General features: G+C 36.6%; 5 protein-coding genes. 4 read left to right on the top strand and 1 reads right to left on the bottom strand.

The window, feature by feature from the left end; genetic code table 11:
- Position 1 precedes the first annotated feature (1 nt).
- The 3 genes from LACWKB10_RS01710 to glmU all read left to right on the top strand — a co-directional run bounded on the left by LACWKB10_RS01710 (position 2) and on the right by glmU (position 2,647).
- Entirely contained in the window at positions 2 to 247 is a 246-nt protein-coding gene (locus LACWKB10_RS01710; protein ID WP_034978009.1) for a Veg family protein, read from the top strand.
- 122 nt (positions 248 to 369) lie between these two features.
- A complete protein-coding gene (gene purR / locus LACWKB10_RS01705; protein WP_034978006.1) occupies positions 370 to 1,200 on the top strand; it encodes a pur operon repressor in 831 nt (276 codons plus the stop codon).
- A 61-nt stretch (positions 1,201 to 1,261) separates the two neighbouring features.
- Positions 1,262 to 2,647 carry a bifunctional UDP-N-acetylglucosamine diphosphorylase/glucosamine-1-phosphate N-acetyltransferase GlmU gene (gene glmU / locus LACWKB10_RS01700; RefSeq protein WP_034978003.1) on the top strand — a complete coding sequence of 462 codons (1,386 nt, stop codon included), beginning with the start codon at positions 1,262 to 1,264 and terminating at the stop codon, positions 2,645 to 2,647.
- A gap of 109 nt (positions 2,648 to 2,756) precedes the next feature.
- On the opposite strand, the gene LACWKB10_RS01695 is transcribed toward glmU, so the two are convergent.
- The gene (locus tag LACWKB10_RS01695) at positions 2,757 to 13,676 is read right to left on the bottom strand and encodes an SLAP domain-containing protein (protein WP_034978000.1); all 10,920 of its coding nucleotides are present in this window, start codon (positions 13,674 to 13,676) and stop codon (positions 2,757 to 2,759) included.
- A gap of 487 nt (positions 13,677 to 14,163) precedes the next feature.
- On the opposite strand from LACWKB10_RS01695, the gene LACWKB10_RS01690 reads away from it, so the two are divergent.
- Positions 14,164 to 15,723 (top strand): SLAP domain-containing protein, encoded by a 1,560-nt coding sequence (locus LACWKB10_RS01690; protein ID WP_034977997.1) that lies wholly within the window; start codon positions 14,164 to 14,166, stop codon positions 15,721 to 15,723.
- Positions 15,724 to 15,747: the final 24 nt, after the last annotated feature.

Raw genomic sequence — 15,747 nt, 5'->3', positions numbered from 1 at the left:
ATTGCCAACATCTATTATGACCATTAAGAGTAAGCTGGATTCACATTTGGGTGATTCGTTGACTGTAGTTGCAAGAGCCGGACGTAAGAAAGTTACAAAAAGACGTGGAATTTTAAAGAATACTTTTCCCGCAGTTTTTGTAGTTGATCTAGACCAAGATTCAAACAATTTTGAACATGTTTCTTATAGTTATACGGATTTGTTAACCAAAAACATTACATTAAAATTTGATAACGCTGTACAGTAAAACTAAAGCGATATCCAAATAATACTTTTTGGCATTAACATTTGGTAAAATGTTAGTGCCTTTTTTTATGGTTAAGTGTATAGTAGTAACTGGCAAAAGACAAACAATAGGAGGGTAATTCTATGAAACGTTCAGAGAGATTAGTTGACATGACTAAATATTTGATGGAACGGCCACATGACTTAATTCCGCTGCCATTTTTTGCAAAAAGATATGGTGCAGCAAAGTCTTCGATCTCGGAAGACCTTGCCATTTTGAAACACACTTTAGCAAATAATCAAGATGGTATTTTAGAAACTGTAGCAGGTGCGGCCGGTGGTGTGCGCTATATTCCTTTTTGGGGTAAAAAGCATGCTCAGAAATATTTAAATGAATTGGCCAGTCGTATTGAAGATCCTGACCGTATTTTAGCGGGAGGTTTCGTTTACCTGTCCGATATCATTGGTAATCCGCAAGACTTAGACAAGATAGGTAAATTAATTGCTACCAGGTATGCATATTCTGACATTGATGTTGTAATGACTATTGAAACTAAGGGTATAGCTTTAGCACAGGCAGTTGCACGCTATTTAAATGTGCCATTTATCATTGCACGTAAGCGTTCAAAAGTCACAGAAGGTGCAACGGTTTCAGTAAACTATATTTCTTCTTCACTTGATCGTGTTTCTAAAATGGAATTGCCAACTAGAGTGTTAAAAGAAAACTCTAATGTTTTGCTGATAGATGACTATATGATGGCCGGCGGTACTTTAACAGGAATGCAACAATTAGTTAGAGAATTTAATGGTAATATTGCTGGTGTTTGCGTTTTATGTGAAGCAGATTTTGATGATGTTAAATTAATTGAGGGCCATCTTTCTTTAGTAAAAATCAAAAGAATTGACGACAAGAAGAAAGTCATTGTGGCAGAGCCAGGTTCGTTAATTGCGCACACCGATTTTGACCGCTTTTAGTTTATAAGATGATATACTAAAATATAATAATAATCTAGGAAAATAAAAGAGGCTAAAATTAATGAAAAAGTTTGTAATTGTTCTGGCAGCGGGCAAGGGAACCCGTATGAAATCAAAATTGTACAAAGTCTTACATCAAGTATGTGGCAAGTCAATGGTCGAATACGTTGTTGAAGCAGCGCAAGCAATAAAACCAGACAAAATAGTTACAATTGTGGGTAATGGTGCAGAAGAAGTTAAAAAGGTTCTTGCTGATAAGTCTGAGTTTGTTTTACAAAAAAAGCAACTTGGTACAGGTGATGCCGTTTTAACTGCTGCAGATGAGTTAGCAGCAGAAAAGGGCGCTACTTTAGTAATTACGGGTGATACACCATTATTTACAAGCCAAACTTTTCAAAGATTATTTAATTACCACCAAAGCAAAGGCAATGCGGCTACTGTTTTGACAGCCCAAGCTCCAAATCCTTATGGTTATGGTCGCATTATTCGAGACGATCAAGATAATGTTTTAAGAATTGTTGAACAAAAAGACGGCACACCAAGTGAATTAAAAATCGACGAAATCAACACCGGTGTTTTTTGTTTTGACAATCAGTTGTTATTTAGTGCATTAAAAAAGGTCGATAATCATAATGCTCAAGGAGAATATTATTTAACTGATGTGCTGGAAATCTTGCGTAACGAAGGTCAAAGAATTGGTGCATACAAAATGCCAGATTTCAGCGAAAGCCTGGGAGTTAACGATCGATCAGCTTTGGCTCAAGCCACCAAAATTATGCAAAAAAGGATTAATAAAAAGCATATGGCAAATGGCGTAACTTTCATTGATCCTGATACGGCTTATATTGATGCGGATGTTAAAATTGGTTGTGATACGCAGATTGAAGGCAACGTCGTAATTAAAGGCAATACTGAAATTGGGAGCGACTGTTTAATAACTTCTGGGTCAAGGATTATTGATTCTAAAGTTGGTAACAATGTTACTGTAACTTCTTCAACAGTTGAACAAGCTGAGATGGATGAATTTTCAGACGTTGGCCCTAATTCACATTTGCGCCCTAAAGCAATCCTAAGAAAGGGTGTCCATATCGGAAACTTTGTAGAAATTAAAAATGCTGAAATTGGTGAAAATTCTAAAGTAGGTCATTTGACTTATATCGGGGATGCTACTTTGGGTAAAGATGTTAATGTTGGCTGTGGCACTATTTTCGCTAATTATGATGGCGTGAAAAAAGATCATACTAACGTGGGTGATCGTGCGTTCATTGGCTCTGGTGCTACTTTAGTTGCACCAGTTAATATTGCTGACCACGCTTTTGTGGCAGCAGATTCGACAATAACTAAAGATGTAGACAAATATGATATGGCGATTGCTCGCGGTCGTCAGGTAAATAAACCTGATTACTGGCATAAATTGCCCCTATCTAATGATCCTGACTGGAAATAAAAAAGAACTAAAAATGAGCTGGAAGATTTTCCAGCTCATTTTATTTGCAGCATAACTAAAAAAATAGCTCCAGAGTTTTAAACTTCTGGAGCTATTGATGTAAAATTAATTATTTAAAATTAGCTTTTTTAACAAACTTATTTTTAGCAATAATATAGTATTGTTTGTTGTTTATTTTGACAGGATCGCCATAAGTTTTAACTGCTTTACCTTTCTTCAAACCTTTTTTACTAATTCGATTGCCATGTTGACTATAAATATAAGCGTTATGCCTTAATTTGATCTTTTTGGAATCTATATTAGCAGCAGAGATGAATAGACCATCTTCCAGTTCGTAGAATGACCTGCCATTAATAGATTGCTTGTTAGCGGTATTTACACTTGAACCAACAAGAATTACTAACTTATTGGCACGTTTTCCTTGCTTATCATACAAATATGAATTGTGCATAATTTCTTTTTCGACCACTGGATGTGGCTTTTCAGTAATCGGAGCTGTGGTAACAGTAGTAACAGATGTTTTTTGGACTGTAATATTTGCGGCTTTAACAAAACGATTTTGAGCAATAATAAAGTACTTTTTGCCCCGAATGGTTACTGCACTGCCATACGTATTAATATTATTGCCTTTTCTTAACACACCAGCTTTCTTAATCCGTTTGCCATGTTTATTGTAAACATAAGCATTATGTTTTAATTTTCGACTGGTTGAAACTACGTTGCTAGTAGCAACATAGTAGACTTGGTTCTTATTGCCCCTATCAACCAGAATGTAATAGTGTTTCCCATTAATTACTTTTGTACCGTACGAAGTAATGATTGAACCGGCACCAAGGACAACCTTATTGGTACGTTGACCTTTTTCGTCATATAGGTAGGCATTGTGCATTAAAGCCAATTCTTCGCTATGGCTTAAATCAAGTTCTGGTTCTTCTTTTTCTTCTTTGTCAGCAGTATTAATCGGGTTAGGGTTGAATGGAGCAGGGGCAGAACTAGTATTAATGTTATTGCTATGGTTATCATCATTTTCTTGACTATTGTCGTTACTATCAAGAATATGGTCAATTGTATCAGAATCTGTACTATCGAGATAAAGTTGATTAATTGCATCATCACGGAGTTTAGTAATGGTTTTACTATCATTAACTTCAGGCTGATTAATAGCATCTTTAGCAGTATTCATATCAGTATCAATTTGGTTAATAATAGTTTTCTTTTCCTGCTCAGTGTAATTGCTAGAGGACTGAATTTCACTTTTAGCTGCTTTTTGTGCCTCCGCTAGAGCCCCAGTAGCAATTGCCTTTTCACCAGCTAATTCTGTTGCGGCGAGTTTATCCGCGTTGGCAGGATCATTGAGCGCATCTTTAGCATTTTCGTATGCTTGATCAACACTAGTGGTGTTGGCTTTATCCTTAAACCTGTCTGTAAGAGCCTTAACAGCGGAATCATAGGCGACTTTCAGTCTTTCTCCTTGCACTTTGCTATTGTTGTTTAAAACATCTTCAAGTTCTTTACTATCACTTACAATAATACTGCTTATCTTGTCAACCGCATCCTTTCTGGCAGTTTCTATTACAGTAGAATCCTGAGCTTGAGTAATAGTACCCGTTTGATCCGAGTTGGCTTTAGCTGCTTCTTGGTCAATGCGGTCTTTTATTGCCTGTTTTTCAGTATCAGTATAATCGTTACCATCCTGATGTTTTAATTTATCAACTTGGTTTCTAGCGTTAGTAGCGGTGTCAGTTACCGAACCTTTAGCTATTTCTTTTTCAGCTGCAGTCTTATCAGCTGCAATATCTGCAGTTGAATCACCATTGACGCGTGAATGCTCCTGGTAGGCTTGATCAACACTGGTGGTATCGGCATTTTCACCAAACTTGTCTTTGAGTTCAGCAACTGCTTTTTGGTGTTTATCAGCCAAATCGTTATTAGCCTCTGCTTTAAGCGAACCAATCGATTCATTTTTAGCAGCATTACCAGCGCTGTTAATATCAGCTTTGGCGGTTTCTGTGATTTTATCAATCTGGTTCTTTTTGTCAGTTGTATCGCCTTTAGGAGCATTGATTGCATCAATTTTGTCCTTGGCCTTTTGGCTGTCATCTTTGATTTGCTCTTTTAGCCTGTCTTTTGATTCAGTTGATAATTTATCATTACCGTCAATTTCTTTAGTAATCTTATCAGCTTCTTCGTCAATGTCGGCTTTAGCATTTTCCTTATTGATAATAGTCATAGCCTCATCATAAGCAGCACTGACAGTCTGGATATTTTGAGCTTCGTCAATGATTTTTATTTGCTCGTCAATATTATCTAACACTTCTTGTGCCAGTTTATCTTTTAATCTGTCTTTTAGTGTACTGTAGGCGTTGTTGATGCCAGTCACACCATCAGCACCTGCAAGAGCATTTTTTTGTTCATCATTAAACCATTCTGGTTCAGTGCCGGTTTCAGGTTTAGTTAACAGACGATCAATATTTTGACCAATGTTTGCTTCATCTGGGATGTCGCTAATTGCTGTAGACTTTTCTATATCTTGGAAACTCTGTTGATAAGCATCATCAATTGCAGCTTTAACTGCCTTCTTCTGCTCGGCAGTTAACTGAGATTGATCAATTATATTATGAGCCTTAGTTTGTTTATCCTTTAGAATATCTTCAGCTTTTGTCTTTTGACCAGCTAGGGCAGCTTGATCTTTAATGGCACTGAACTTGTCAACTGCTTGATCTCGTTTGTCATTTATTTGGTCTTTAGCCTCTGTTTCAGATTGTTGAACAGAATTAATGTCAGTTTTTGCTTGCTCAACAATAGTTTTAATTTGGTCTTTCTGCTTTTGCTGATCCTCTGGTGACAAACCTGATTTTTCTATTGCATCATTTGCTTCTTTTTGAGCTTGTTCGACCTGAGAGATTGCCTCTTGTTTAGCTTTGACTATTTCGGCTTTTTCTTGCGCAACTTGAAAAATACGGTCGATTTCTTTTTTACCGAAATTAGGAATTTCATCCTGTTGAGCTTTACCTTGTTGGGCATTTTGAGCTTGTGCTAGTGCATTTTCGTAAGTATTCTCAAGTTTAACACCCGCAATCTTATCTATGGTTCTATTGACGGCTTCATCAAGTTGCTTTTGCAGTTCTTCAATTTGCTCTTGATCTAGATTAGTTGCCACACTGGCAATTTTCCCTTTATTTTTAAGGTATTCCTTAAACTTGTTAATCAGATTATTTTTTTCCGCAGTCAGTTGACTAGGCAACTTGGCTTGATCAATATTTGTTTTGGCATCTTGTTCTAACTGCGACAGCTTATCACTTGTACCAGCATAAATTAAACTAATAAAGTTATTTAAAACTCTTTCAATATCATTATATCCGCTAGCGACATCATTACCGGCTAAGTCTAAACCATCAACATCAGTTTTGGCACTTGCAGCATATTCTTTCAGGCTCTTAACTATTTGATTTTTATTATCAAAGTCATCACCTAATTTGCTAATTGTGGCAATGCCCTCACTTGCCGCTGCTTGAATTTGCGTAATAGTGTTTTGCTTATTATTTCTAGCGGCAATAATATTAGCAGCAGCTTTCTTTTGTTCTTGGTCTATTTGGGCTTTCATTTTGTCAGCGACAGCGCTGTCTTCAGTTTTATCAGCTTTAGCCTTAGCACTAGTGGCAGCAGTTTGTAGATCGTTTAGGGCTTTAGTTAAGGCTTCTTCTTTATCAATATCACTGCCAATGTTGTTAAGAGCAGTCTCACTTTTACTTCTGGCATCAGTGATTTTATCTTGAGCAGTTGCAGCAGAAATCTTGGTTTTAGCGGTGCTTAAAGCTGCGCTAATAGCATTGCTTAATTCATCAACCTGATTTTGATCAAGTTTATTTTGCAACAGGTCATTCTTTAAGCGTTCGTTCAATTTCTGCGCTTGTTCAACCAGTTTATTGTATGCGACATTTTGTTCTTCCAGTAAAGCAGCATTATTCTTGGCATTTTGCACCATACCATTAATTGCACCTTCGCCTGCTGCTTTAGCTTTTTCAACTTCAGTTGAAGTTTGTGCTTGTTTAATATTTTGGATAGACGTTTCTTTATTTGAATTGATTTGTTCAATCAATTTGGCTTTTTCTTCGTCACTTAAGGCTGACTGGTCAATGCTATTGATAGCATTCTTAGCTGTTTCGGCAATATCTTCTAAATATTTATTGGCATTATTCTTGGCAGCTTGTAATTGGGCAGCACTCAAAGCTTTGTCAATGTTAATAATTCCAGTATTCTTAGCAGAATCTATATCGGTTTCAGTTTGTTGACCATTAACTTGGTTAACAGCTAAATTTTTAGCATCCGTTGCCTGACTCTTATATTTGTCCTTTTCTTGGTCGCTTAAACCCGCAATTTGGTCAATTTGAGATAAGATTCCCAGGACATCAGGATTATTAGTTTGGCCGTTGAGTTCTTCAGTAAGCTTTTTAATAGCAGCGGCTTTAGCCTGTTTAATTTCCTCAGCATATTTATCATCTGCAGTAGACTTAATAGCTTTTATCTGCTTAATAGCAGTATCTTTAATGTCCAAGACTGAATTACTTTCTTCGGCCGCATCAATGGCTGAATTAGCAGTATCAATGATTGAATCAACGCTATTTTGATCTGCCTTATCTTTCAGGCTATTCTTGATTTCGTTAGCAGCATCTTTAATAGTTTTTCTAGCTTGTGCTTTAGTAATTGCCAAGTTGCCGCTTGCTTCAGCTTTATTAATGGCAGTAATAGTATCGGTAGTTATTTTATTGACGTCATTTTTGCTTTTGACGTTTTGTAATTTGTTGATGGCATCAGCAGCAGCCTGATTAATAGCTGTGATTGCCTGATCATATCGGGGTTTAGCGTCAGCTTGTTCTTCTTCGCTCGGCGAATTATAGGAGGAAGTCAACCTATTAATTGCTTCACGAGCTGCGTCTTCTATAGTTTTTTCGCTGTTATTTTTGGCCTCTGCCAAATCCGCAGCAGTAGCATCTGCTACTACTTGGTCAATAGCATTTTTGCCGTCGCTTTTAGCTTGATCAACTGCATCATTAGTCTTCTGCAACTCTATATTTTGCTTAGCCTTATCCCGTTCGTCATTTATTTTTGAGATAGTCTTGCTCTTATCAGCATCAGACATTGAAGACTGATTAATGTTGTCAATTGCTTGTGTAGCAATTTTATCAATTTCGTTCTTGGCGTTATTAATATTGGTATCAAGGCTTTGAGCATCCCGGATTACCTTACGCATGTTATCGTTGCCTGTTTGCTTTTCAGTATCAACTCGATCAATAGGAGCATTCTTAACTTTGTTAACTGCATCATTGTAATCATCGTTTAACTGCTTAATTAGCCCGTCTTTTGTACTACTATTGACATTTTGTAAACCTGAAATTTTATCGTTTACATCGTTGTAAACACTCAATAATTCTTTCAGGGCAGCATTTCTAGTTGACTGTAGGGCTGCTTTATCGCGGATTTTATTTAAGGCCTCGCGACTAGCATTAGCTGCTGCAGCAATTTCTTCTTTAGTAGTGGCATTTTGAATATTAGTTTTTGCTGTCGTTAATGCTGTAGCAATTTCTCCATAGTAGCTATTCTTTTCCTGACCGGAAAGGTTAGGATTTTGTTCGATATCCGCCCGAATTTTTTCAGCTAAAGAGTTTAGTCCAGTATCTTGGTTAGTTAATGCTTCATTTTTTTGTTGCTCTAAGAATTTTGCTTCTTCGCTTGCAATACTGCCAGCAACATTAGCCATAGCAGCAACGCCGTTATCTCTATCTTTAACTACTTGGTCAATGGTAAAGTCACTATAAACCTTGCTGGTTGCTGTTTCGTAGAAGCCACTAATCTTACTAGTTAAGGCATCCTTTTGCTCACTATTAATTTTATTATCTTCAAAAGCCTGATTAATAGTGGCTAAGTCCTTTTCTCTCTCGGCTTGCAAAGCTTTATTTGCTTGAGATTTAGCGACCGCCAATTGAGCAACTGCCAAGTCCTTGTTGATACTATCTTTAGCAGCTTGCTTGGCAGAATTAATATCATCAGTGTCTTTAGCTGCATTAATTTCTGCCTTGGCACTATCTAAGTCTTTAGCAATCAGTTCTTTAAAATGTTGTTTATCCTCTGGGCTTAAATCGGAGTCAGCAAAGCCATCAATTTTGTCTTTAGCTGCTTGAGCTGCATTTTCAATTTCTGTAATTGCAGTTTGACGTTGTTGATCTAAATTATTCGTAGCAGCGTTCGCGGCATTATTCTGATAGTCTGTAATATTTTTAATAGCATTGTCTCGATCTGTTTCAATTGCATTTTCATCTTCGTCTTGAGAAACATTGGCAATCCCTTTATCGGCTGCAGCGTTAATTAGATTTTGATACTTAGTACTATCCGCGTCACTCAGGTTCTTATTGCCCTTAATTTCAGCAATTGCTTTGTCTCTAGCAGTTTGAATATCCGTAATAGCTTGATTGCGTTGGCCCTTGATGTTCTGTTCGTTAAGCAAATCGTTTAATGCAGCAGTACCTTCTTTGGTAGCTTTGTCAATGTCTTCTGGAGTTTCTCCGTTATCAATGCGGTCGTAATATCCCTGATCTCCAGTAAGCAAATCATTGGCTTTATTTACAGCTTCATCTTTATTTTTAGCCGTTAAGTTAGGGTTATTTTGAATTTTAGCTATAACATCTTTTTTGATTGCTTCCAGTTGGTTTTTAGTAGCAGTTTTATAGGCGTCTAAAACATTCTTTTTACCATCAATGATGTCTTGTTTAATATCGGTAAGTGAGTCATGGCTATCAATCGTGTTAGCAGCATTAGTGACCGCGTTATCAATATTAGTTTCTTGGTCAACTCCTAAATTACTTTTTGCTTCATCTGCGTCTTGTTTAACTTGCGCTTTAGCAGCCGTCTTATAAGCGTCTAAAACATTCTTTTTACCGTTAATAATGTCTTGTTTAATATCAGTAGCAGAATTGTGACTGTCAATCGTGTTACCGGCATTGGTGACTGCGTCATCAATATTAGTTTCTTTAGTTACTCCTAAGTTGGTCTTAACAGTATCTGCATCTGCATTAACTTGTGCTTTAGCATCATCTTTAAAAGCGTTTAAAATATTATCCTTTGTCGATTTTAGTATTTGGGTAATATTTTGGCTACTGGCAGCATTATCTTCAATTTTATCAATTGCACTTAATGCATCTGCCATAGCTGTCTCGGCATTGTCTACTTTGCCGAGGACATTTTCATAGCCTCTGGTATAACCAACAATTTCTGATTTAGCAGCAGCTTTATTGATTAAACTTTCAGCAGCAGCTTTTCTCTTATTGATAATTTCGTCATCATCAGTGCCGTAAATAGATTTACTGGTATCACCAGTTGTAGTTGTCGTATCAGCAACCACTTGCTCTATTTCATCAAGATATTGTTTTTGTTCATCCTCAGATAAACCAGAGTTTTTAATCCGCTCTTTAGCTTGGGCAGCTGCTTCTTTAATATCTTTTGCTGCCTGGTCTTTTTGCTTACCGGTATGGGTGCCCTTAATATGATCAAGACCCTTATTAACGTCTTCTTTCGGATTATTGCTGCTAATAATATCTTTAATCGCCTGATTTAGGACATCTTGAATGTCTTCTTTATCATCTGCATGTTGCGTAATTTGTTCTTTAGCAGCATCTTCTAAAGCTTTGACGGCAGCAATAGTATCCTGAATACCTTGAATTGCTTCTTTTGCTTCTTTTTGATGGTTATCGATGACTTTTTCATTATCGTCTTGATCAAGATCACCTTCGGTAGCAACGATTTCTTTTGGTCGCTTTAGCCTGTTTTTTAAACCAGTAATCAATTCGTCAACAGGCGATTGGACGTTGTCATCTTTAGCAGCTTCAGCAATAGCATTTTCCACGTTTGAAATTGCTTGCTTGATATCTGTTCTGGCATTTTCACGATAATCTTTACCAATTTGATTGATGGCATCAATCCCGTCACTAACAACCTGACCGAGGTTGGTGACGTTTGTTTCGGGAGCATCAACATTGCTTATTGCCTTATCTTTTGCAGCATTTATTTTTTCTGACTGTGAAGGAAACTTAGAAATTTGCTCGTTAGCCTGGCTATCTAACTTATCTTTTGCATCCCTTTTGGCATTTTCATACTCTGCTTGACCTTTAGCCGTTTGTACAGCTTTTTCTACCAAGTCTAAAACGGTTCTTTTTCTATTATTTACTTCGCTAATTGCGGTCTTGGAAGGTTGCACCCCAAAAACTGATTTGCCGGAATCATAGTTGCTGTCTGTACTATTTGCAGCATACTTAGCGGCTTCATTCAGTGCGTCAGTGAATGCTTTTTCCTGATCTGCAGTCAAGTTATTTGGCTTATTGGCTTTAGCTGTGCTAATAGCATCTTTAATTGCCTGAGCTGCTTCTTGTTGTATTGCACTAAATGGTTTAATGCCTAGACTAACTGTAGTAGGGCGAATGCCACTGGCAATATCTAAGGGACTATATTCAATAAAGTTCGCATGTGGAGTTAGTTGAATTGTAGCGTCTTTAGCCATTTTAGTAGTAATTTCAGCAGGAATAGTAATGGTAAAGGTGCCATCTGGAGCTACTTTAGCGGCAAATTTTGTTGGTAAAAATGCCAAATCATTTGCTTCACCGCGATAAGTATCAACTGTTTCAGCGTATGGATTAGCTATTGTGGAATCAATAACAGCTTGACCATTTTTGTATACACCACTATCTTTAAACTTGGCTAAAACATAGGCTTCAGTACCGCCAGGTAAGATATTCTTAAAAAAGTTGTCACTATCAGGACCATCTTTTGCAGGATCATAGTATAATACATGACCTTTGACTAGTTTTGAACCATCTTCTTGACTGGTTACTGTTACATCTTCTGGGTCTATGTCTAAGAACCCACTTTGATTAGCCGGCGTAAATCTGATGTTATTGTAGCCTGGGTTATCTTTACTGGAAAAAGCTGCTTCAACGATAGCCCGAAAGAGCAGGTCATATCTTTGATGATTGTAATTTTGCAGCAATTTCTGGAAGTTTTTAGGCGCATTATTGAGAATAGCATTAAGCTGTGGACTATCTTTTTTGGCTTTTTCTAAGTCGAAGATTCTTTGACCGTTTAATACTTCCAAATTGTTAACTGCAACAGTTTTAGCGGTTTTTTCTACTTGTAAGACATGGAATGGCGGTAGCACTATATTGTTGTTGCTATCAGCTGATCCATTTAAAAGTTCACCAAGGTTTAAGGACTGGCGAACATTTGTGACAGTTATTTTATTATCACCGATAATGCTGGTGCGGTCATTGTTGTTCAGATGAGCATCTAAAACAAGAGATGTTGGGTTATTGACAATTAGCTGCCCGGTGTTTGCCACATCAACCAGCTTTATTGCACCAGTACCGGCATTACCAACTAATTGAATTTCAAAACCACCGTTTTGGACATTGGCTGTACCATCAATTTGCACTAGCGAACCAGTATAATTGCCCATGTTTTGCCCAGTAATCTTGAGAGCACCGCCGGAGTTAATGGCAAAGTCACCCCCAATATAAATCAAATTTTGTTTATCTCGTATAGAAATATTACCATTTGTGTTGACGTTGATAATGCCGCCTCTACCAATATTAACTTTTGATTTGGCATTATCTAGGTAAATAGCTCTGGCTTGACCGTTATTTTGTTTGCCCGCATAATTAATTCCTTCACTTTGTCCGATGTTAATGTTCACCTGACCATGAACAGTTACTTGTGCATCATCACTAATAAAGATCGCACTGACTGGATTGCCATGTTCACTGTTATTAGCACCATTTGTGCCGTCATACGTCTTAAGTGGGGTCAGGTTAACAACTGCTCCTTCTTCAACATTTAAAGAGTTGCCTTCTCCTCTCATTTCAATCAAGGTGCCGCCAAATGTTGAACCGTCAAAGTGGCAACCCGCTTTAAAAGTAATGCTATTATTGCTATTGGTAAATTCTAAAAGTTGCTGATTACTACCATCAAATAACCAACCGACACTACTTGGAATTTTGACAGTTTCCGCGTGAATTTGTCCTTCAAAAATAATATCGGTATTATTTCTGGTAAAGACTAACTGTGAACCATAAAAGACAATATTTCTAAAAGTAACTCTAGCTTTTTGGTCTTTATTCATATTAGAGGTATTAATGACACCATAATAGTCAGTACTCTTCAGTATCAGGTTTTCGTAAGTCATATCTAAAGAAGAATTACTGGCAAGAGCGGGATCAATACCCTTAAAGTCAAGAGTGTACTTCGCATTACCAGCAGACTTAATTAATAATTTTCTGCCTTGAAAGTTGGAGTGGCGTTTGTCTTTGTCAGCACTAATATTATTGGTGATATCGATCTCGCTTACACTACTATCTGTTAGAGCACTAATAAAGTCTTTCCAGTTACCTACGCTTCTTTTTTCGCCAACATCTCTTAAATCTCTGTTGGTGATTTTAGTAGTTAAGTTGTCTTGCTTTTGTTCGGTTTGATCACTATCTGCGGTAGAATCAGCTGTTTCTTCTTGCTTTTTTTGCTCATTGTCATTTTGCACATTACCAGTGACAGAAATCTGCTTATTATCCTTGTCCGCATTAGCATCCTCGCTGTCCGTTTTGACCTTTGTGTCATTTTGCTCATTGTTGCTGCTATTTCCCCTTAAAAAAGAACTTAAGCCAGAAAACGTTCCTAAATTTGGTTCGCTTTCTGGCTTAGTGGTTTTGGTTATATTATTAGTAGCAGCAGTTGAATTTTGAGCAGCATCATCCCTAGGGGTAGGGGTGGGAGTTGCCTGAGCGTCAATTTTTGCTATTACTTTTGACTTTTTGCTTATTTGTTGGGGTGGAATAACAGTATCAGCACTAACTGTTTTACTGCTAAGTCCTAGGTAAGTAAAGCCAAGCAATACTGAGGCAGCACCAATACTCAATTTACGAATTGAGAAATGGTCTTGCTTAGCTTGCATTGCCATTTTTTTCACCCGTTCATTGTTATTATTCTTTCCTAACATACAAATATCCTTTCTTATTTTCAACTACTATACAATTATCAATTTAATAGATGCCTATATAAATGTCAATTATTGCGATTATAATATCATTAGTTTATAAATTAAAAACTTAAAGAAATTGAACTGAGTAAAAAGTGCTATATAGTAGAAAAATAAGCGCAAACAAAGTGGTGAATTTGTAATAGCAGAGAAGCTAATAATGAAATTGATATCATAAAATAAATTTTATTTAAAATATATGTATATAGTATTTTAAACGTACTGCATGTTTAAAGATCAAATGTATTAAAAAACGGAAGCAAAATATAAAAGTTAATTGAATGAAAAACTTATAGTTTAGTTTTAAAAATTTTGTAGTTTTTTTACATTTATGCAAGAGTATTAAGAAAGTGTAAGCAATACTTTACTTTATTTGTATCAACCATTTTTTAGTATACAATATTATGTATTGATAGAATTTTTATAAATAACGAGGTAGAGAAGCAAAATGAAATTTAGTCATAAATTTATGATGGTATCGGCTGCTGCGTTAATTGGTGTCAGCCCTGTAATAGGAGCAGGTCAATTTACTGTTGTGCAAGCGGCTGACAAGGTTGCAACTAAGAAAAACAACAATTCAAAGCAAAATACGATTAAGTTAAGTCATAATGCTTATGTTTATGACAAAAATGGTAAAAGGTTAAAGACTTATATGGGTAGTGCTAAGAATACCAAAATTGGTAAAGGCATCACCTTGACATTTAGTGAGAAAGTTACAATTAAAAATAAAGAATATTATAATTTGGGCGGCAATGCATACGTTAAGGCAGCAAATGTTGGCTATGTCAATGGCAAGAAGGTTGTAAAACCTGCAGCCACAGCGAAAGCCAAGATAAAGCATAATGCCTACATTTATGATGCAAAAGGTAAAACCGAGAAAAAGAAGATAAAAAAGGGGCAAACAGTTACAGTTGACCAGCTTATTTATATCGGCAAAAAGTTGTTTTACAGAATCAGCGGTCAAAGCAACCAGTTTATTAAGGCAGCTAATGTTGGAAAAACGACAGGTGCTAAGTTAAAGCCAGTTAATAAAAAGCCAAGTAAAGATGATAATTCACCAAGTGACAACCAGAACGATCCTACTGTGATCACATTAAGTCATAATGCTTATATTTATGATGGCAATGGTCATTCGACTAAAACTTTGATTAGAAAAGACGAAAAGATTACAGTTGATCAACTTAAATATATCGGCAAAAAGCTGTTTTATCGTATTAAAGACGATAACTTCCCTGGCGAAGATCAATGGGTTAAGAAGAATAACGTTGGTATAGTTTCTGGCAAACAATTGCAGCCGACAAATTCTAAGCCAGAAGATGATACGGATATCACAACAATTACTTTGGCTCGTACTACTAATGTATATAACAGCAAAGGTGTGGCTCAACCAACAAAAACTTTTGCTAAAGGTCACAGAGCACGAGTTACCGAATTAAGGTACATTTGGGTAAAGGATGATAATAAGGCTGAATTGTTCTACAAATTACAAAGTGACAAGAATGGTTATATTAAGCAAGACGATATTAGTAAAGTTAGTGGTGTTAAACTGACGCCAGTCAATACTCCTGATACAGCTAAAGATGAGACGGTTACTGCTAGTTCAACTGATAAAAAGAGCTTACAAGACTTGTTAGCTCAAGATGCGGCAGTTAAAGCAAGTGATTCCTATAAACTTTCTGCTAAAGCTCTGCGTAGTGCTTATGATTCGGCCATTTCAACTGGTAGTCAAGTTAATTCAGCTATTGCGACTGTAGCGCAAGTTAGTGATACAGTAAACCAAATAAATAATGCGAAGGCTGCTCTAAATGGCAAAAAGGTTGTCGTTAGTGATTTGAAAAATTTGACTATCAATGAATCTAATGAAATAGTTGATTTGGTTGCCAGTGTAAACGGCGTTGATAAAAGTGCAGTTCAGTTTAGCAACAATAATACAGTTTTGACTGTTACAAGTGCTAATGGTTTCCAGCAAACTTTAAATATTTCAGACTATGCTACAACAAATAAGTAGTTATAACATATTAAAACAAGACGA

It is taken from the genome of Lactobacillus sp. wkB10, assembly GCF_000760615.1.
Taxonomy (GTDB): Bacteria; Bacillota; Bacilli; order Lactobacillales; family Lactobacillaceae; genus Lactobacillus; species Lactobacillus huangpiensis.
The sequence above is the reverse complement of the archived record's forward strand: the minus strand, read 5'-3'. Positions and strand labels throughout refer to the sequence as shown.